A 21,147-nucleotide genomic window follows, 5' to 3' on the forward strand; every position below is an offset into this window, starting at 1 on the left:
TATTTTCTGTTTATTCCTAATTTTATGAATATTTGCCATTTTTTATTTATTTTAAAAGTCAGTCCCTTTACCACCATTTTTTTAACTTAAGCCATAAAACAGAAACTATGCTAATCACAATTAATAGTACAATTAAGCCAATGAAAGACCACTCTTTTTCATTGAAAGGAATACCAGCCAAATTAACCCCAAGTAGACTTGTTATAAATGTAATTGGCGTAAAAATAATGGTAAATAGTGACATTAAATAGATACGCTTATTGGTCGATTCAGCCAAAATACTATTTATTTGCTCCATAACTGAACCAATCCTGATTAGGCAACTATCAATTTCAGAAACATAATGATTTTGTTGATTGGAAATATCATGAAGCCGTTGACGATCATTATCATCAATCCAAGATATTCTTTCGGTAGAAATTTTTACAAAAATATCACGCTGTGGCGAAAGTAGACGACGCAATATGAAAAGTTGTTTGCGCACCCTACCGATTTCTTTATGGGAAAATATCCGCTGATTTAATAATAAATCTTCTAATTTTATTATTTTATTGTGAACACCATCAAAAGATAAATTCACTTGATCACATATTAATTCTGAAAGTTGTATCAGCCAATCGGCAACATCAACAGGGCCAATACCTTTTTCTAAATTTTCTTTTAATTTAATGATTGCATCTATTTTTTGATGTCTGGTTGAAATGATCAAATTATCGGTGATATAAAAACGAAAAGTAACAATAGGATCTGGTAATTCATTTGGAGTAAAGTTGACCCCTTTCAAGACCACTAAAATACCTGAATCACAACGGATCTCCTTTGGAAATTGATTAGCTTTAATCAACTCATGTTTAACAAGTTCCGGTATTAAATTTGTTTGATTAATCCAATTAATAGTTTCAGTTTTAGCAAAATCCAGATGAATCCAATATGGTTGCTTAGTAGAAGCTTTATTTTTATCGTTTAAAGGATTTGCTTTTCCTTTACCATCCAATTGGCAACTAAAAACAGGTTGTGCTGCAAGTAGATCTGAAACCAGAATAGAGTTATCACTATTTTCGTTAGTCATCATCAGCCCCATTTATTAAGTTTGCTTAATTATATACTGATTTTGCGTTAAAATGCAGCGAATGATTAGTAATCGATATTTTTTACTATTAAGGATTCAAATAGATTTGCGGTATTGATGATTGGCTAGGATGAACCAAAATACCTAAATCGACCCCATACCAACGTTGAATATTCTCCACTGTCAGTACTTGTGATGGGGCACCTTGTTCAACAATTTTACCTTTATTAAGCAAAATTATTTTATCCGCATATAAGGCTGCTAGATTAAGGTCATGTAAAACACAACAAACAGCTAATTTTTGTTTAACTGCTAATTGCTTTAATAATCGTAATGTATGTTGTTGATGATAGAGATCGAGAGCTGATGTAGGTTCATCTAAAAACAATAATTTTTCACTAGGTTCCGGTTGCCATAATTGTGCTAAAACTCTGGCTAATTGTACCCTTTGTTGTTCTCCGCCAGATAATCCTCGGTAATCACGTTCAGCAAATTGCAAACAATCCGTTTGTGACATAACTTCATCAATTGCTTCATTAAAATGGACTTTACCATAAGGTGCTCGCCCCATAGCAATAACTTCTTTTACCTTGAATGGAAAAGTAAGTTGGCTTTGTTGCAGCATCACTGTTCTTGTTTTAGCCAATTGTTTCTGAGACCATTGGGACAAGGGACGGTCAAGTAAATAGCATTCACCAGAAGATGGTTTTTGATAACCAGTTAATAGGCGTAACAAGGTTGATTTACCTGCACCATTAGGGCCAATAATAATAACAATTTCACCAGATTTTATCGATAAAGAAACATCGTCAATTATCATACGGCTGCTATAAGCAAATGTCAGATTTTTAGCAATTAACACTATAAAGTTCCACCAATTATTTATGTCTTAAAATAAGCCAAAGAAAATATGGACCACCAATAAGGCTCGTTAAGAGACCAACAGGAATTTCTGTCGGGGCAACTAACGTCCTAGCTAAGGTATCTGCTAACAGAAGTAAACAGGCTCCACCTAATGCAGATCCCGGAATTAACCATTTATGATTTGCTCCAATTTGCAAACGAATCATATGCGGAACAACTAGACCAACAAAAGCAATGATGCCACTTACCGCAACTGATGTACCAATTAACACAGCACAAAGAAGTAAAAGATAGCGTTTAGTGCGTTCAACATTAATGCCTAAATAATGGGCATCTTCATCACCTAATTGTAATATGTTAAGCTGGTGAGCTAGCTTAATTAAGCATAATAATGCTGGAAAAATTAACGATAGCGACATAATCACCAGATCCCATGAACCTTTACCTAAATGGCCCATTGACCATAAAGAAATTTGTCTTAGTTGAGATTCATCGCTGATATAACTCAAGCCGCCCATTACAGCCCCAATGATGGCATTAATAGCAACACCGAGTAAAATCATTTTAGCTAGATTACATTGTTCATTAAGGCTATAAAGATAAATAAGTGCACAAATAAATAAGCTACCAGCAAATGCTGCAACCATTTTGCCGTAAAGCATCATAATTGGCGGGAAAACAGCAGGAAATAAAATTGTCATACCAACCATTAAACTTGCTCCACTACTAATACCTAACAAACCAGGATCAGCTAAAGGATTTCTAAATAACCCTTGCATCACAGCTCCTGCGCTTGCTAATGCCATACCAACAATTATCGCTAAAATAATTCTTGGAAGGCGAATATTGCACCAGATATTCCATAAAGGATCATCAAATGACAAATTCATTAGTTGTGTAAATGATAATTTTAATGCTCCTGTGTTTGCAGAATAGATCATTAAAATTAATAGCAAAATAAATAATCCCAATAATAATATTGCTTGGCTAGATTTGTGCACCAATTAACCTCATATATTTAATACTAATAATTTACTGTTAGATTTGGGTCTACAACACTATATATACAATTATCAAATTGTTGATTAGCAATTTTATCAATGATTATTCTGGCTAATTCTTTTCGATATACAAAGCCATGAACTTCTTGAGCGGTATAGCACTGACCTTTACCGGTTATCTCGCCATCACGCAAACCACCAGGTCTTAAAATCACATAATTTAATAAACTTGTTTGTAACCAAACTTCAGCTAGTGATTTTTCCCGGACAGCATAACCAAAAGCTTGTTTAGCACGTAGGGATAGTGTTGGCCATGAGTCGCCACAACCAAGTGAAGTGACTAAAAGCATCTGTTTAACACCAGCTTGTTCAGCACAATTGATAATAATACGTTGAGCAATATAATTCCCCGTTTCACCACCTAGCGTTGAAATAATAATAGCTTCAGGCCCTGCTTGCTGACAGATCTTTTTAACTAGTTCTTTATCGGTTGCATCACCAACATGAGTTTCAATACCTTGTTCCGCTAATTGTTTAGCAAATACAGCATCTCGAACTAATACAATACAACGCCACTGAGGATGGCATTGTTTTACTAATTGAGATACTTGATAGCCAGTACCCAGATGTGCGCTTACACCAAAAATAATTAATGTTTTCATTTGTATAATTCTTAAAATTAATTGATTTTTTCGGCTAATGCTCGGAATTTTTCAAGTTGATCTGCTTTTAATTGGTGTTTTTCATCACGACCGACAAAAATTTTAAACATTGATTGACCTAAATGATTAAGGAAAATTATCGATGCTGTCGACATTTTCATAAATTTTCGTTCGATAAACGCAATATGTAGACAATGTTCCGCTTTGATATGACCACTTAAGCCTTTTTGATGACGTAAATTAAAATATTTTTGACTATGCGTTCCAGGGGGCAGTTCTCCAGAAATCTCGGCAATAATATCCCCAGTATGAATTAAAAATAATACGTCACCCCAAGTTGTTACCTCCTCCCAAATCATATCAAAATTGCTACCATCAACAATTTTAACATCAGGTATTGCTTGGATTACTTGTGTAAGTGTCACTTTATAATCTTGCGCGATTTTTTCTAATAATTCTTCTGGATTTGATTGCATATAAGTTGCAAGATTATTTAAAACAGTTGGTTTATCTGCCATAGTAATTTCCTTTAATCATTTGTTTTTTAAATGGATATTTTGCATATGAGGATGAGCTTTAGCTACACCATTACTTTTTTGCATGGTTTGTCTAGCTTGTGCCATTTGTTTTTGTAATTCGAGATGTTCAGGATTATTAAGTTGTAATAACAGTTGCTGTAAGGCTTGTAATAGATTACTCGACCAAAATCGTCCCGATAAGGTAAGTCGTAAACAGTGATCTTCATTTTGTAATAGCCCTACTTCATGCCATTGTTTGATTAGTGGATCAAACAATTCTGCACGATCGGTTAACTGAGTTAAATCAATTCGGCCTTTCTCGATGCCAGCTTGTAACTTATGTAACCAATCGCCAAGTAATGGTTTATCTGTTAACATCATTATTGGTTTCTTACCTTGGTCTAATAATGCATAATACTGATTTAAATCACGATGGATCATATAGGATTGACCATTTAATTTACCACCAGCACAAGAACCAAATCCAAAAAAATGTGAGCCTTGCTTTATGAGAAAATTATATAAATTGCGCTCACGACTGGTTTTAGCCCAATGAGCATTAGTTAAATGTGTCCAGCCTTGTTTAGCTAAATACTCGGCACCTTGATGGTAAAAACCACATTTATCAATAACCGATGGTAATTCAATTCTTCTATTTTCAACCCCTTTCGCTAAAGGAGTAGTTGGCAAAAGATTTAAAGAATAAAGATCAACGCCATCAAGCGGAAGTTGATCGGCAATTGCTAAATCTCTTTGCCATGTAGCCGTTGTTTGATTAGGTAAACCAAACATTAAATCACAAACTAGTGCCACACTATCTCGTGAAGCAATGTTTTCGAAACGTTGAATAATCTCCTTTTCCGATGATTGGCGCCCTAATTTTTGTCTAATTTCAGTATTAAATGTTTGTACACCTATCGAAAAACGATTAGCTCCAGACTCAATATAACTATCAATTTTTTCATCATCAAAATCAGAAATTCGACCTTCTACGGTAATCTCACAATCAGGCGCTAAAGGGGCATGTTGTTTAAAATAACTAATTACTCGAGCTAATTGTCCAGTCGCCAATGCTGAAGGTGTTCCACCACCAAAATAAATAGCATGAATTGGGGCCGACTGCATTGCTTTACTATTGATTTCTAAAGATATTTCCTGTAGTAAATAGTCTATATAAGTTTTGGTATCAAACTTACGTAATGGATTTTGATAAAAACCACAAAACTGGCAATGAATATCACAAAAAGGAATATGTAGATAAATTAACCTTTTTTTGCCAGCTAAATTTGAATTTAGTAGGTTATTCCATTGTTGCTCTAATTCTGGAGGCGGAACAGGTAAACTGGCTTGTAATGGCATTACAGCCCAACGATCTTTAAAGGGTAAAACTGAATTTAAAGCGTAATAGGCACTTACATCAAATGATTTCATAACTTCCATTCATAAAAATAATCTTGCAGAATTAAATAATAATTATTCTCATTTATCAATATTTTTTTCATTATTTATTTATTTGTTATGTAATATGAATTTACTATTTATTTGAATAATAAAATTATTTTAGCTTTAGTTCCTATTTTTTTAAAACTTCTTATAAATTATTATTAATACATATTGATAATGATTATCATTTTCAATATATTGATTGGTCTATTTGTAAACTTTTAATGAGAAAATACAGAATGAAAAAGAAATTTATGGCAAATATTTTATTATTCATATTCATTTTTAGTGTACATAACTTTACTAATTTCAGTTATGCAAATGAGAGAATTGTTATCGCTGGTGGCGCACTGACTGAAATTGTGTTTGCTCTGGGTGCTGGTGATCAGGTTGTCGGTGTTGATAGCACCAGTCACTTTCCTCAAACAGTAAAACAACTTCCTCAAATTGGTTATTTAAAATTACTAAATATTGAGTCAATACTATCTCTTAATCCCTCACTAGTTATTAGTTTCAATGATACTGAAACCGATAATATTCTTCAGCAAATAACCCTAGCAAAAGTTGCTGTTCTAGCGTTGAAACGTGTACCAGCCACAATTGATTTACTTTATGAAAATATTAATAAGATTGCCGTAAAATTGGATAAACAAGAAAAAGGCCAAGAACTAATCAATCAAATCAAAAAGAATCTTTCTAATATCCAAACTCAAATAGCGACGCAACCACATAAAATAAAAGTGTTGTGTATCATGAATATGGGGGGAAGCATTTTGATTGCAGGAAAAAATACGACTACAGACGCTTTAATCACTATTGCTGGTGGTGAAAATCTTGCTACTCATAACAGTGTTAAAACTTATACAACTGAATCCTTAATTGCTATGAATCCAGAAGCTATTATTTTAACCACACATTCAATCAATGAATTAGGTGGTTTAGATAAAATCAATACTATTCCTGGTATTTCAGAGACAGAGGCATTTAAAAATAATCGAATTATCATTATTGATGATAGCTATTTGTTCGGCATTGGCCCAAGAGTAGATGATGCAGTAAAAATACTCTTTCAAGGTTTTTATCCTCAATAAATTTTTAGAATAACTATTTTTATATTTTTTATTAATATTTTTATCATTTGAAGCAATAAATGAGCGTTCTTGTTATTTATTACATTATCGATTAAAGGACTAGAATGTTAAATTTTAAATTTTTAAAAAATACCAGTTCATTAGCAATAGGTTTAACCTTAGCGTTACCTGCTATTGCTGCTGATAAACCTAATGAGCAAAACGATATTGATACTATTACCGTTACCGCCCATGAAACGACAAAAAAATCTGGAACAAGTTCCGAAATTTCGGAACAAGATATTCGCCGTGATGGTGGGACTAATTTTGGCACCATTATGCGTTATCAACCGCTGATATCAGCATCTGGTAGTATTTCCGGCTCAGGTAGTGGTAAAAGCAGTTGGGATCGTGGTGGATTTACTGGTTATAACATCCGTGGTTTAGATGCTAACCGTGTTTCAATCGATATTGATGGTATGCCATTACCTATTGCCCAAGGTCGAGTTAATGGTGTTGGTCGGGCCGGATTTGGTTCTTATGGTATTGGACGAGATTATATTGATACTTATATGTACAATAAAGTTGATATCCAATCAGGCGCAACCTCGGTAAGTAACGCTAACAATGCTTTAGGAGGCTCCGTATCATTTCAAACTAAAACCGCCAGTTATTATCTTTATCCAGGAAAAACCAGCTATTTCGGTTTTCAAAACAACTATGACAGTGCCGACCGAAGTTATCACCAAGGTTTAACCATGGCTGGTGGTGATGAGTATCTCAATGGTATTTTAGTATTAAGCCGACGCGATGGGCAACAAACGCGTAATCATGGCGATTCAATCAATAGTTATCCAGAAAATTGGCATTCTAATTCAATCTTAGCCGGTTTTGGTTGGCAAATGACCGATGAACATTTAATCAACACCACTGTTGATTACAATAATAAAACCAAAAACGCTCATTATGATACTTGGGATAGGTATGGTAAAAAGATTGAATCATTTGATAAACAAAGAAGCAAAAACAATCGTTTCAATCTTGCAATTAAAGATCAATGGAAACCGACAAATATCAGTTGGATTGATAGTTTAACCACACAGTTGAATTATCAACAAACCCATGTCTATGACAGTACCGATCTCCGTCACAAAACTAGAGGTAATTTTAATACCCAAACGAACTACAATACCAAAGCTTATAACTTTATTACCACTTTAATCAAAAGTTATGATAATCAATGCATTAGTGCTGGATTAAATGGTAAATGGAGTGAAGATGAATCACCATTTTTTACATCGGCTGAATCAGAAAATATCATTATTCTTCCCGATGGTCCATATAGTAAGCCACAAGCCGATAGTCGTAGTTATCAACTCGGTGGCTTCTTCGAAGATCAGATAAACTTTAATGTTAATGACAGTAATAATTTTTATTTAGTCCCCGGTGTCAGAGCTGTTTACCAAAATACTAAACCGCGTAATCTTGAAAATATGTCAGTGACGAATATTAATAGCAATCGATTAGGTAAACAATACAATAGTAACAGCGATTTTAAAGTATTGCCTTCGATAGCATTTATGTATGACATTACCCCTGATTTTACTGCCTATTTACAGTATCAACGTGCAGCACAAATGCCTAATCAGAATCAGCTTTATGGCTCTTATTTAGCCCATAGTAGTATTGCTTTATTAGTTGGTGATTCAAATCTTAAAACCGAAACTAGTGACAACTTTGAATTAGGTTTAAAAGGCCAACCTGTATCAGGTGTGACACTTTCATCATCAGCTTTTTATAATAAATATAAAAACTTTATCGCTTATACTCGCTATAAAAAAGATTTTTTAGGCATTGGTAATCGTATTGTTTATCAAGCAGAGAACCGTGATAAAGCTTATATTTATGGTGCTGAACTAAGCAGTGAATTCAATATTGGAAAATGGATTGAACCGGTTAATGGTTTAAGTGCCAGATTTGCAATTGGCTATAACCAAGGCAAATCAAAATCAAGTTATTTAGGAGATAAATATATTGAAATGGACTCTATTGCTCCAATAAAAAGCATTATCGGCTTAGCATGGGACGCTCCGAACAAATTTTATGGTGTAGCGATTACGGCAACTTTCCAAAAAGGAAAAAAAACCGAAGCAACATCTCGTGAAACTTATAACAATGAAGGTAAACCTATTCCTAATTCCAAAGATGATTACTTTAGAATTGCTGGTCATGGTATTGTCGATTTAACAGGTTATATCAATATTACCAAAAATGTGAAACTAAATGGTGGGATCTACAATCTTACTGATCAAAAATATTGGAATTATCTAAGTAATAATAAATTATATAGTACATCAGATCATAAATACCTAGATATGTTTACTGCACCAAGTCGTACTTTCCAATTAGGTTTAAATATTGATTTTTAATCTTAAAAAATAATCACTCCACCGATAATTGGTGGAGTTGATAAAAATAGTTTTTTTCAGAGAAAAAATAACAACTAAAATTCATTATTAATTATCATCAAATGATGACTTAACCTGCATTTATAGCTGTAATTGTTGATTATTTAGCTAATAATTGGGAGTATTTGAAAAAATTTTTTCAATTTTATGTTTATAATTTATTGATTATAAACTTATTATTTATTTAAAAAAAAGTTTATTTTTATTCTTAAATTTGCTTTTTTTTGGCCCTGCTACAGCAAATCTCTATAGATTTTATGTTGATAATGGTTATCATTTTCATTATATTATCCAGTCTAATTTTTAAGCCATGGTAGGTACATAAATTATGAAAAAGAAGTTTATGGGAAAATTGGTGCTATTTTTGCTAATTCTCAGTATTAATAGCTTTATTAATGTTTGTTCAGCTAGTCAAAGAATCGTTATTGCCGGCGGCGCCCTTACTGAAATTGTGTTTGCTCTGGGTGCTGGTGATCAGGTTGTCGGCGTAGATAAAACAAGTAGTTTTCCTGAAAAAGTTAAACAATTGCCACAAATTGGTTATTGGAAATTATTAAACATTGAAGGCATTTTATCGTTAAAACCATCACTGTTTATCACGTTAAATGATGTTGAACCTGAAAATATTATTGATCAAGTTAATCAGTCAAAAGTAGATGTTCTAGCGTTGAAACGTGTACCAGGGACAATTGAATTACTTTACGAAAATATTAATAAAATTGCAGTTAAATTAGATAAACAAAAAGAAGGTCAAGTGCTCATCAATCAAATCAGGACGAATCTTGCTGACCTAGAAACGAAAATTACTACACACCCACAAAAAACTAAGGTTTTAGCTTTAATGAGCATGGGAGGAACTAACTCAGTAGCAGGGAAAAACACAACTATTGATGCATTAATTACCATTGCTGGTGGTGAAAATCTTGCTAATCATAATAGCTTTAAAAGTTATACTGCCGAATCATTAATTACTCTTAATCCGGAAGTCATCATATTGAATAAACATTCAATTGATCAACTAGGCGGACTAGATAAAGTTAATACTATTCCAGGTATTATTGAAACTGCAGCGTTTAAAAATAATCGAATTACCATTATTGATGATAGCTATTTGTTCGGCATTGGCCCACGAGTTGATGAAGCAGCCAAAATACTTTTCCAAAGTTTTTATCCACAATAAGTTATTTTAAAGAATTTAATAAAATTTTTAATAATTGAAGCAATAGATGTGCACTTTATTATTTAGTATATCAGATTTGAAAGGACTAACATGTTAAAGTTTAAATATTTAAAAAATACCAGTTCATTAGCAATAGGTTTAACCTTAGCGTTACCTGCTATTGCTGCTGATAAACCTAATGAGCAAAACGATATTGATACTATTACCGTTACCGCTCATGAAGCAACGAAAAAACCCGGAACAAATACCGAAATTTCGGAACAAGATATTCGCCGTGATGGTGGGACTAATTTTGGCACCATTATGCGTTATCAACCGCTGATATCAGCATCTGGTAGTATTTCCGGCTCAGGTAGTGGCAAAAGCAGTTGGGACCGAGGTGGATTTACTGGTTATAACATCCGTGGTTTAGATGCTAACCGTGTTTCAATCGATATTGATGGTATGCCATTACCTATTGCCCAAGGTCGGGTTAATTCAGTAGGTCGAGCTGGATTTGGATCTTATGGTATCGGGCGAGATTATATCGATACTTATATGTACAATAAAGTTGATATCCAATCAGGCGCAACCTCGGTAAGTAACGCTAACAATGCTTTAGGAGGCTCCGTATCATTTCAAACTAAAACCGCCAGTTATTATCTTTATCCAGGAAAAACCAGTTATTTCGGTTTCCAAAACAACTATGATAGCGCCGACCGAAGTTATCATCAGGGTTTAACCATGGCTGGTGGTGATGAGTATCTCAATGGTATTTTGGTATTAAGTCGACGCGATGGGCAACAAACGCGTAATCATGGCGATTCAATCAGTAGCTATCCGGAAAATTGGCATTCTAATTCAATCTTAGCTGGTTTTGGTTGGCAAATGACGGATGAACATTTAATCAATACCACAATCGATTACAATAATAAAACCAAAAACTCTCATTATGATACTTGGGATAGATATGGTAAAAAAGTTGAATCATTTGATAAACAAAGAAGCAAAAACAATCGTTTCAATCTTGCAATTAAAGATCAATGGAAACCGACAAATATCAGTTGGATTGATAGTTTAACCACACAATTGAATTATCAACGAACTAATGTTTATGACAGTACCGACCTCCGTCATAAAACTAAAGGCAATTTTAATACCCAAACTAACTATAACACGAAATCTTATAACTTTATTACGACTCTAATCAAAAGTTATGATAATCAACGCATTAGTGCTGGTTTAAATGGTAAATGGAGCGAAGATGAATCGCCATTCTTCTCATCAGCTAAATCTCCAAATGCATCATTTTTTCCTGATGGAGATTATAGTAAACCTCAAGCCGATAGCCGTAGTTATCAACTCGGTGGCTTCTTCGAAGATCGGATAAACTTTAATGTTAATGACAGTAATAATTTTTATTTAGTTCCCGGTGTCAGAGCTGTTTACCAAAATACTAAACCGCGCAACCTTGAAAATATGTCATTATCAAAAATAAATAGTAGTCAATTGGGTAAACAATACAATAGCAATAGCGATTTTAAAGTATTACCATCCATGGCATTTATGTATGATATTACCCCTGATTTTACTGCTTATTTACAATATAAGCGAGCTGCACAAATGCCAAATCAGAACCAACTTTATGGCTCTTATTTAGCACATAGCACTAAGTATGTATTAGTGGGAGATTCAAACCTAAAAACTGAAACTAGTGACAACTTTGAATTAGGTTTAAAAGGGCAACCTGTATCAGGTGTGACACTTTCATCATCAGCTTTTTATAATAAATATAAAAACTTTATCGCTTATACTCGCTATAATAAAAACTTCGTTGGCGTTGGTAACCGTATTGTTTATCAAGCAGAGAACCGTGATAAAGCCTATATTTATGGTGCTGAACTAAGCAGTGAATTCAATATCGGAAAATGGATTGAACCGGTTAATGGTTTAAGTGCCAGATTCGCAATTGGTTATAACCAAGGCAAATCAAAATCGAGTTATTTAGGGGATAAATATATTGAAATGGATTCTATTGCCCCAATGAAAAGCACTATCGGCTTAGCATGGGACGATCCGAACAAATTTTATGGTGTAGCAATTACGGCAACTTTCCAAAAAGGCAAAAAAACTGAAGCAACATCTCGTGAAAGTTATGGTAATGATGGTAAACCAATTGCTAAATCTAAAGATGATTACTTTAGAATTGCTGGTCATGGTATTGTTGATTTAACAGGTTATATCAATATCACCAAAAATGTGAAACTAAATGGTGGGATCTACAATCTTACTGATCAAAAATATTGGGATTATCTAAGTAATAATAAATTATACAGTACATCAGATCATAAATACCTAGATATGTTTACTGCACCTGGCCGTACATTCCAACTAGGTTTAGACATTGATTTCTAAAATCAAATTATCCCAAGAATCAAATAACCCGCTTTTGCGGGTTATTTGATTATCATAACTGATATAACTATTGATTAACTTTATTTTTTGAATAATAAGAGTATATAGCAAAATCAGTTTAATCTTTTTAGCTATACTTTAATTTCAAGCAAAAATAAACTATTTAATCATTTAATTAAATCAAATAATTACATGATTATTGTAATCTTTGTTATATTATGCTCTTTTTTATCCAACTGAAAATCTAGGTGCAAAAATTAAGAAGAGAAACATGAAAAGATAACAACATATAGGAACAATTATAAAAAATATCCCGGTAATTCTTAAAAATTTATGAGATGAGAATAAAAGCAATATACCAATCGCTAATACAGCAAAATAAACCCACCAATAAATAATCAAGGTAAGTAAAAACACTCCCCAACCATTTAACACCATATTTAATTCCTTTTAAATCGTTTTTTATCTACTGCCATAGATTCTATCATTATTTGAAAAATTTAAAAGCATGTGAAAAATAGATATTATTAATAAGTCACTATAAAACAAATCTAAAGCTATAATTGTGTTAATAACAACCAAACTACAATATGAGTATCAAAGCAACTGAAAACTAGACACAATTAATTCGCCAAAATGAATTAAATAACAATAAAACGTTGGATATGATAAAAAAAGTTTCTTAAAATACACAACACTTAAGCCATTATTATTAACAACTTGCTTGTTAATAATTTTTATATCATCCCTACCGCATTGAAACTTAGAAGATAATTAATTGTTGTTAAATAATTTTATCGGTTTTTTGATTGTAAAAATAAAAATCAAATAGTTAATGATATTTTATTTATAATGAAAAAATCAAAACAAAGCTTTTTTTATTAGCCACCTGAGTAAGCAGATATTCAGGAATGTAATGCCGTGTTAATAATCTTGTGTCAGTATTATCATATAAAACTACTTATTGAGGGATTTTTAGAATGTATTTAAACTTATTTGAAATTCGGATGGCGTCCCCTACAGGATTCGAACCTGTGACCTACGGCTTAGAAGGCCGTTGCTCTATCCAGCTGAGCTAAGGAGACATTAAGTAGCAGAATTGATATAACGCAGAGTATTATATAAAGCTATTTTGATCCGTCAATGCTTTTTAATCGATTATTAGGTTATATAGTCAAAATATCATCAATTTAATAGCATAATCGCTATATTGAAAATTTTTCTAATAAAAAATCGGGTATTTTGCTAAAAATAAATAAAAATTTATTTATTATTAAGCCTAAAAAACCCCTTTCCTCAATTTTTTTATGTTATTACTAATTTAGTCAGATTTAATTATAAATCATGATAGCAGTACAATGGCTGTCTTATCTCACTTTAAATATTAGTCATTTATTTAGCATTGGCTATTTGTGCTTTTAGCATAGCTAAACGACTTTGCCCTTGTTGCATCTTTTTCTCAGGTGATAATTCATGACGCTGATCTTGCCATGCTAAATCGTCTTGAGGAAGTTCAAGTAAAAAGCGACTTGGTTCTACATAAACTATTTCACCAAATTGTTTTCTCTGTCGACTAAATGAAAAGGTTAATTCCCGTTGTGCTCGAGTTATACCAACATAAGCAAGCCGTCGTTCTTCTTCAATATTGTCTTCATCTATACTGGTTTGATGTGGCAATAATCCTTCTGACATGCCAATTAAATATACATATGGAAACTCAAGCCCTTTAGAAGCATGTAATGTCATTAATTGTACTTGATCCAGTTCTTCTTCTGTTTCATTACGCTCTAACATATCACGCAAGGTAAATCTAGCTACAGCCTGCTCTAAAGTTAATCCTTCATCGATATCATCACCTTGTAACATATCATTTAACCAGCTTACCAACTGTTCTACATTACGCATGCGCATTTGCCCAGCCGTTGGCGAAGATGAAGTTTCATAGATCCAACTTTCATAATGAATACCATGTAAGAGTTCATGAATGGCAGCCATAGGCTCTATGTGTGATTTTTCAATCAAAGAATCAAACCAGTGAATAAAGGTATGCAATGTCTCCATGCGTTTACCTGATAGTAATTCCGTTAATCCCATATCATGGCTTGCTTGATATAAGCTAACTCCACGATGATTTGCCCACTCCCCCAATTTTTGAATGGTTGCAGGTCCAATTTCACGTTTTGGGGTATTAATAATCCGAATAAATGCATTATCATCGTCAGGATTGGTTAATAAACGAAGATAGGCCATTAAATCTTTGATTTCAATTCGAGCAAAAAAAGATGTACCACCTGAAATTCGATAAGGAATTCTATATTGCATTAGCATTTTTTCAATTAAACGAGATTGATGGTTACCTCGATACAAAATGGCATATTGACCATATTGGCTATTATTGGCAAATCGATTTCCAATTAAGTCGTTAACCACTTTTTCAGCTTCATGTTCTTCATTATCGGCTGAAATGACTTTTAGATGTTCTCCATAACCGAGTTCGGAAAATAATTTCTTTTCAAAAATGTGAGGGTTATTTTCAATTAAAATATTGGCAACTTTTAATATTCTTCCTGATGATCGGTAATTTTGTTCTAACTTAATCACTTCTAGTTGAGGATAGTCCTGCTTGAGTAAAACTAGATTTTTCGGACGAGCACCACGCCATGAATAAATTGATTGATCATCATCGCCGACAACTGTAAATTTAGCTCGGCTACCTACCAATAATTTAATAAATTCATATTGGCTGGTATTGGTATCTTGATATTCATCGATCAAAAGATAACGAATACGGTTTTGCCATTTTTCTCTGACTTCTTCATTGGTTTTTAATAGCAGTGTCGGTAATAAAATAAGATCATCAAAATCTAATATGCTACATGCTTTAAGTTGCTTTTCATAAAGTTGATAACAGTGAGCAAATAGCTTTTCTTTATTAGTTTGTGCTCTCGCCATTGCAATGGTTGAATCAACAATATCATTCTTCCAATTCGAAATAGTTGAACGTAACTGATTAATAAGATCTTTATCCCCATCTAACCATTGCTGGGTAAGCTCTTTGAGCAGAGCGAATTGATCATGATCATCAAATAGTGAAAAATTAGCTTTAATACCAAGATGTTTATATTCTCGACGTACAATATCTAATCCTAATGTATGGAAGGTTGAAATTTTTAACCCTCTTGCCTCAGGCTTACTCAGCGATTGGGCTATGCGTTCTTTCATTTCCCGAGCCGCTTTATTAGTAAAAGTCACGGCAACAATATGTCGAGGTAAATATTCTTTTACCCGAATTAAATAAGCAATTTTATTAATAATTACTCGAGTTTTACCTGAACCGGCACCAGCTAGTACCAGACAAGGTCCTGAAACATATTCGACAGCTTGTTGTTGACTTGAATTTAAACGCACAGAAGAGAACCCTAAGTAAAATTGTTCGCTAGTATATACTGAACCGTCAAGCATGTGCAATCAAGCATATTTCGAAACATCTCATAACATTTGTTGCTATTGAATAAAAGTTAATGCCTGTTCAACAACTTCTATTCCTACCCCTTTTTTATGGGCATTTTCACTCAAATAGCGTCGCCACTGTTTAGCCCCCTTTCTACCATTAAAGATACCTAAAGTATGGCGCATAATATGATTGAGTTGAGCACCTTGAGTTAGCTGCGTTTCAATATAAGGATAAAGTTCTTGTATTGCAGCTATAGGCTCAGGAATTGGAGCATCAGAACCAAAGATTTGTTGATCAATTTGCGTAAGTAGAATAGGATTTTGATAAGCCTCGCGACCAACCATAACACCATCAACAAAAGTTAAATGCTGTTTGATTTCATCAATGGTTTTAATTCCACCATTTATGGCGATTGTTAGATGAGGATAATCACGTTTCAATTGATATACTCGCTCATAATCAAGTGGTGGCACTTCGCGATTTTCTTTTGGACTAAGTCCGGAAAGCCAAGCTTTACGAGCATGTACAATAAATGTTTCGCTATAAGGCATGACTTTTTCAATAAATTCACATAAAAATTCATAACTATCTTGATTATCAATACCAATACGTGTTTTTACCGTTACGGGAATACTAACAGCATTTTGCATTGCATTAATACAATTTGCGACTAAATCAGCTTTCGCCATTAAACAGGCACCAAACATGCCATTTTGTACGCGATCGGAAGGGCATCCGACATTGAGATTGATTTCATCATATCCTCGTTCTTCGGCTAATTTTGCACATTTAGCCAATGCAATAGGATCACTTCCACCTAGTTGAAGACTCAAAGGATATTCTTGGCTATTAAAAGCTAAATAATCGCCTTTACCAAATAAAATTGCCCCTGTAGTTACCATTTCACTATAAAGTAACGTCTGTTTAGTCAAAATACGATGAAAATAACGACAATGTCTATCCGTCCAATCCAACATGGGCGCTATTGAAAAACGATTTAATGTAGATTTTTTTTTCAAATTAGCCTCGACATAAAAAAATAAAATGTTATTCTATCCGCCATTTTTTGATAGTACAACAATATATAATGTAAGGAATAAATATGGATCTTAATCAACCGAAAAGTATTACTATTAATTCAACTGAAATGTTAAAAAAACAGATGAAATTTATAGCAATAATGCAACAAATCTATGGAGTTATAATGATAATTATCGGCGCCTTATCTTGTTTAGGGATCATATCCGCTATCGTCGGTATTCCGGTAATCTTAGCTGGCGTAAAACTATTCAAATCAGGCAGCACATTTGGTATGGCTGCAAATTTTGATAACGAACGAAATCTTGTTGAAGCTATTGAAAATTTACATGGCTATTGGAAGTTTACATTAATTGCTTTTATCTGTTCAATTGTATTTTTCATCATTTATATGATTCTTATAGTGGCTCTTATTTCTTCTATTGGTGGTCACTACTAAGTAGACCGATTTAATCGAATTTAACATTGATTGAACATAGATATAAAAAACCTCGTTATTATTAACGAGGTTTTTTTGATTCTATTCTGACTCGGATTCGGGTTCTGAGGATTGTTGATTAGTTAGGTTATCATTGTCATCTTCAGACTTTATGTCAATAGGATCTGAAATTTCCTGTTTATTCATTTCCTCTAATGACAAAGAACCTTCTAATGTAGAAGTTTTAATATCACTCACTACCCCCATCCCATCAAAATAAACGGCATAAGTGATTTGGCTCACATTACCATGGCGTGGCTGTTGGCGAAAAACATAATACCAAACATTATCCCCAAAAGATGAGGTTAACATTGGCGATCCCATAATAAATACCACCTGCTCTTTGCTTTGGCCTACTTGTAATAATTCTATTGCATCTTTTGTTACATAATTACCTTGATTGATATCAGGTCGATAAACCCAACGATCAACAAATGAACAACCAGTTAGTAACATACTGGTCACAATAGCAAGCGAAATAGATTTACGAAACGGCATTTAAAATCATCCATTCAAAAATACAATAAAGCTTATTATCGCTGATATTTTAACTAAGCGCTAGATAAAATAATAAATTCCTTTATAAATTTATACTAAATAAGTATTGTTATCTTGATGATAATTAATAAGAGTTGATATTTTTCTTATTATCTTTAATCGTAATGCTCTATAATAACTAACTTAATATTAACAATATGACAGGTAAAAAATGAAATTAGATACCATTGAGCAAAAAGCAAGTTACGCAATTGGACTACAAATTGGCCAACAACTGAAAGAGTCAGGCTTAAATAATTTAGAACTTAATGCACTAAAATTAGCTATGGAAGATGTATTAAGTGGTAACCAACCGGCTTTACCTTTACAAGAATTGCATGATGCTCTTCGTCACGTTCATGAACAAGCTTCTAAAGAAAAAGCGAAGCAAGCCGAAAAAATTGCCCAAGCAGGAAAAGACTTTTTAACGGAAAATCTAAAAAAAGATAACATAAAATCAACTGAATCAGGTTTACAATACGAAATAGTTAAACAAGGTACTGGCGCATATCCAAAAGCAACTGACCGAGTGCAAGTTCATTATACTGGACAGCTAATCGATGGCACGGTATTTGATAGTTCAGTTGAACGAGGTCAACCGGCTGAATTCCCTGTTAATGGTGTTATTCGTGGTTGGGTTGAAGCGTTACAATTAATGCCTGAAGGGTCAAAATGGCGGTTATATATTCCTCAAGAATTAGCTTATGGTTCTCAAGGTGCAGGAGCGTCGATTCCACCATATAGTACTCTAATTTTTGATGTTGAATTGTTAAAGGTTCTTTAATAAATATGGACGCAGATAGCGTCCATTATTGTTATATTTAACTATTACGTATTTTAGGTAAGTAGCAAGTACATAATGCAGCTAACAATAATAAAGCACTAGCTATACCGAAGGCAATAAAGTGGTTATGCCATGTATCATATGCCCATCCACCTAGCCATGAACCAATCATCGCACCAATTTGGTGACCTAAATAGGTTAAACCTGAAAGCAAACCAACAATTTTTACACCGTAAATATCGGCGGATATGGCACTTGATAAAGATAAAGCGCCAGCCCAAACTAACCCACCTAATAAGGCTATGGTATAAAGTTGCCATTGCGTTGCTGCAATAACTAACGCTATAAATCCTATACCCCGAACAAAATAGATCATAGCTAATACAAATTTTCGTGGCACAATATCTGAAATATAGCCAAGCAGTAATGTGCTAAATATTGCCACCAGACCAATTAAACCTAGTCCAGAAGAACTGGTTATTGAATCAAACCCATGATCCATTAACATAGGAACACCGTGAGTCCCAAGTAAATTCATGCTAAATCCACAAGTAAACAAACCAAAACTAAGTAACCAAAAAGGTCGCGTTTTTAAGACTTGACCTAACGTCATTTCAGGTTTTAAATCATGATTACTTTCAGTTGTTTCAGTATCACTTTTTTTATCTTTCATAATAAAGAGCGCTATCGGTAAAGCTAAAAGCATAAAAAATAGTGAAAATGCTATCAATGTAGTTTGCCATCCATAATGTGGAATAAAATAAGCAAATACAGGTAACATAACGGCAATGCCCGCCATACTACCACTCGATAAAATAAACAAGGCCAATCCGCGATGTTTGCTAAACCAGCGAACAACAATCGGTGTAAAACTCACCGAACCGACAAACGAGGTACCAAAAGATAACGCGATACCAAAGGATAATAAAAAATTCCAATAATCAGTTATATTAGCAGCCCAAACAGATGAAATAATAATTATTATTGAACCTAATAATAATACAAAGCGTGTTCCATATTTGCTAACTAAATAACCGGCTATTGGCATCGCAATTCCTGAAAACAGCATACCAATGGCAATAATACTTGATAAAGTACTACGGCTAAATTGTAGATCATTGGCAATAGGTAAAAAGAATACCCCCATGCTCATACGTAATCCACTTGAAAGTAGAGTTAACAACGCTGCTGCAATAACAATGTTCCACCCAAAATACCATTTACAACACATAACGTATCCTATTTTTATTATAAGAATAATAGGAACAAAGTATAACATTTTGCCTTTTAGCTGGTATATAACTTAATAGTTTTCCGCTATAATATTTGTTTATGTATATAAGGTGATAATGTAAGGAAAGTTATATGTCTACAAGTATGATTCGCATCGCTATTGCTGGCGCCGGAGGTAAGATGGGTCGTCAACTCATTCAAGGCGTATCCCAAATTGAAGGTGTGACTTTAGGCGCTGCTTTTGAAAGAGTAGGATCATCGTTGATAGGTAGTGATGCTGGTGAGCTTGCTGGTATTGGACTGTGTGGTGTAAAAGTCACTGATAATCTATTAAAAGCAAAAGATCAGTTTGATGTATTAATTGATTTTACTCGTCCTGAAGGGACTCTAGCACATCTAACTTTTTGCGTCGAACATAAGAAAATGATGATAATCGGCACAACTGGCTTTGATGAAGCAGGTAAACAAGCAATTGCTAATGCCGCACAACAAATTGCAATTGTATTTGCTGCTAACTTCAGCGTTGGTGTTAACTTAGTACTTAAATTACTTGAAAAAGCCACCCAAATTATGGGTGATTATACTGATATCGAAATTATCGAAGCCCATCATCGTCATAAAGTCGATGCCCCATCAGGTACCGCTCTTGCTATGGGCGAAGCTATTGCTGATGCACTTGGTTGTAACTTAAATGAACGTGCAGTTTATTGCCGAGAAGGCCATACCGGAGAAAGACAAAAAGGTGCAATTGGTTTTGCTACTATTCGAGCTGGTGATATTGTAGGTGAACATACTGCTATTTTTGCTGATGTCGGAGAACGAGTTGAAATTAGTCATAAAGCTTCAAGTCGAATGACATTTGCTAATGGAGCAGTACGTGCTGCATTATGGCTTGCTAAGCAGCCGGTTGGACTTTATGATATGCGTGATGTACTTAATCTAAATAATTTATGA

At 33.6% G+C, this 21,147-nt stretch carries 17 protein-coding genes and 1 tRNA gene; 7 read left to right on the plus strand and 11 right to left on the minus strand.

Annotated features, from left to right (window positions below; translation table 11 throughout):
• Positions 1-67: 67 nt before the first annotated feature.
• From zntB to hutW, 6 genes are all read right to left on the minus strand, one after another.
• Positions 68-1,069: a zinc transporter ZntB gene (gene zntB, locus H3T54_RS00900; protein WP_198220427.1), complete on the minus strand. Its 1,002-nt coding sequence runs from the start codon at positions 1,067-1,069 to the stop codon at positions 68-70.
• An 88-nt stretch (positions 1,070-1,157) separates the two neighbouring features.
• Positions 1,158-1,934: a heme ABC transporter ATP-binding protein gene (locus H3T54_RS00905; protein WP_370527339.1), complete on the minus strand. Its 777-nt coding sequence runs from the start codon at positions 1,932-1,934 to the stop codon at positions 1,158-1,160.
• Between the two features lie 13 nt (positions 1,935-1,947).
• A complete protein-coding gene (locus H3T54_RS00910) occupies positions 1,948-2,934 on the minus strand; it encodes an iron ABC transporter permease (RefSeq protein WP_294893073.1) in 987 nt (328 codons plus the stop codon).
• A gap of 23 nt (positions 2,935-2,957) precedes the next feature.
• Entirely contained in the window at positions 2,958-3,596 is a 639-nt protein-coding gene (locus H3T54_RS00915; protein ID WP_198220428.1) for an NAD(P)H-binding protein, read from the minus strand.
• 17 nt (positions 3,597-3,613) lie between these two features.
• On the minus strand, positions 3,614-4,114 hold the full coding sequence (gene hutX, locus H3T54_RS00920) for a heme utilization cystosolic carrier protein HutX (protein ID WP_110447703.1): 501 nt from the start codon (positions 4,112-4,114) through the stop codon (positions 3,614-3,616).
• A 15-nt stretch (positions 4,115-4,129) separates the two neighbouring features.
• The gene (hutW, locus tag H3T54_RS00925) at positions 4,130-5,545 is read right to left on the minus strand and encodes a heme anaerobic degradation radical SAM methyltransferase ChuW/HutW (RefSeq protein WP_198220429.1); all 1,416 of its coding nucleotides are present in this window, start codon (positions 5,543-5,545) and stop codon (positions 4,130-4,132) included.
• A gap of 251 nt (positions 5,546-5,796) precedes the next feature.
• On the opposite strand from hutW, the gene H3T54_RS00930 reads away from it, so the two are divergent.
• The 4 genes from H3T54_RS00930 to H3T54_RS00945 all read left to right on the plus strand — a co-directional run bounded on the left by H3T54_RS00930 (position 5,797) and on the right by H3T54_RS00945 (position 12,669).
• Complete coding sequence (locus tag H3T54_RS00930) at positions 5,797-6,648, plus strand: hemin ABC transporter substrate-binding protein (protein ID WP_181414655.1); 852 nt, start codon at positions 5,797-5,799, stop codon at positions 6,646-6,648.
• 104 nt (positions 6,649-6,752) lie between these two features.
• Positions 6,753-9,056, plus strand: a complete 2,304-nt coding sequence (locus H3T54_RS00935) for a TonB-dependent receptor domain-containing protein (RefSeq protein WP_198220430.1) — start codon at positions 6,753-6,755, stop codon at positions 9,054-9,056.
• Between the two features lie 367 nt (positions 9,057-9,423).
• Positions 9,424-10,275, plus strand: coding sequence for a hemin ABC transporter substrate-binding protein (locus H3T54_RS00940; protein WP_198220431.1), 852 nt, complete (start codon positions 9,424-9,426; stop codon positions 10,273-10,275).
• A gap of 90 nt (positions 10,276-10,365) precedes the next feature.
• Positions 10,366-12,669, plus strand: a complete 2,304-nt coding sequence (locus H3T54_RS00945; protein ID WP_198220432.1) for a TonB-dependent receptor domain-containing protein — start codon at positions 10,366-10,368, stop codon at positions 12,667-12,669.
• Between the two features lie 1,008 nt (positions 12,670-13,677).
• Here the strand turns inward: H3T54_RS00945 and H3T54_RS00950 are convergent.
• From H3T54_RS00950 to dusA, 3 genes are all read right to left on the minus strand, one after another.
• Positions 13,678-13,754 (minus strand) — tRNA-Arg (locus H3T54_RS00950).
• A 307-nt stretch (positions 13,755-14,061) separates the two neighbouring features.
• Positions 14,062-16,077 carry a DNA helicase Rep gene (gene rep, locus H3T54_RS00955; RefSeq protein WP_198220433.1) on the minus strand — a complete coding sequence of 672 codons (2,016 nt, stop codon included), beginning with the start codon at positions 16,075-16,077 and terminating at the stop codon, positions 14,062-14,064.
• Positions 16,078-16,173: 96 nt separating this feature from the next.
• Entirely contained in the window at positions 16,174-17,100 is a 927-nt protein-coding gene (dusA, locus tag H3T54_RS00960) for a tRNA dihydrouridine(20/20a) synthase DusA (protein WP_198221116.1), read from the minus strand.
• Between the two features lie 125 nt (positions 17,101-17,225).
• Here dusA and H3T54_RS00965 point away from each other — a divergent pair, with 125 nt between their 5' ends.
• Positions 17,226-17,600, plus strand: coding sequence for a DUF5362 family protein (locus H3T54_RS00965; RefSeq protein WP_198220434.1), 375 nt, complete (start codon positions 17,226-17,228; stop codon positions 17,598-17,600).
• 81 nt (positions 17,601-17,681) lie between these two features.
• Here H3T54_RS00965 and bamE read toward each other — a convergent pair whose 3' ends face one another.
• A complete protein-coding gene (bamE, locus tag H3T54_RS00970) occupies positions 17,682-18,137 on the minus strand; it encodes an outer membrane protein assembly factor BamE (RefSeq protein WP_198220435.1) in 456 nt (151 codons plus the stop codon).
• Positions 18,138-18,348: 211 nt separating this feature from the next.
• On the opposite strand from bamE, the gene H3T54_RS00975 reads away from it, so the two are divergent.
• The gene (locus H3T54_RS00975) at positions 18,349-18,960 is read left to right on the plus strand and encodes an FKBP-type peptidyl-prolyl cis-trans isomerase (RefSeq protein ID WP_198220436.1); all 612 of its coding nucleotides are present in this window, start codon (positions 18,349-18,351) and stop codon (positions 18,958-18,960) included.
• Positions 18,961-18,997: 37 nt separating this feature from the next.
• Here the strand turns inward: H3T54_RS00975 and H3T54_RS00980 are convergent, their stop codons facing one another.
• The gene (locus H3T54_RS00980) at positions 18,998-20,191 is read right to left on the minus strand and encodes an MFS transporter (protein WP_198200175.1); all 1,194 of its coding nucleotides are present in this window, start codon (positions 20,189-20,191) and stop codon (positions 18,998-19,000) included.
• Positions 20,192-20,325: 134 nt separating this feature from the next.
• Between H3T54_RS00980 and dapB the strand changes: the two genes are divergently transcribed.
• Positions 20,326-21,147, plus strand: coding sequence for a 4-hydroxy-tetrahydrodipicolinate reductase (dapB, locus tag H3T54_RS00985; RefSeq protein ID WP_198220437.1), 822 nt, complete (start codon positions 20,326-20,328; stop codon positions 21,145-21,147).

This window comes from Gilliamella sp. B14384G10, assembly GCF_016101685.1.
GTDB classification, from domain to species: domain Bacteria; phylum Pseudomonadota; class Gammaproteobacteria; order Enterobacterales; family Orbaceae; genus Gilliamella; species Gilliamella apis_A.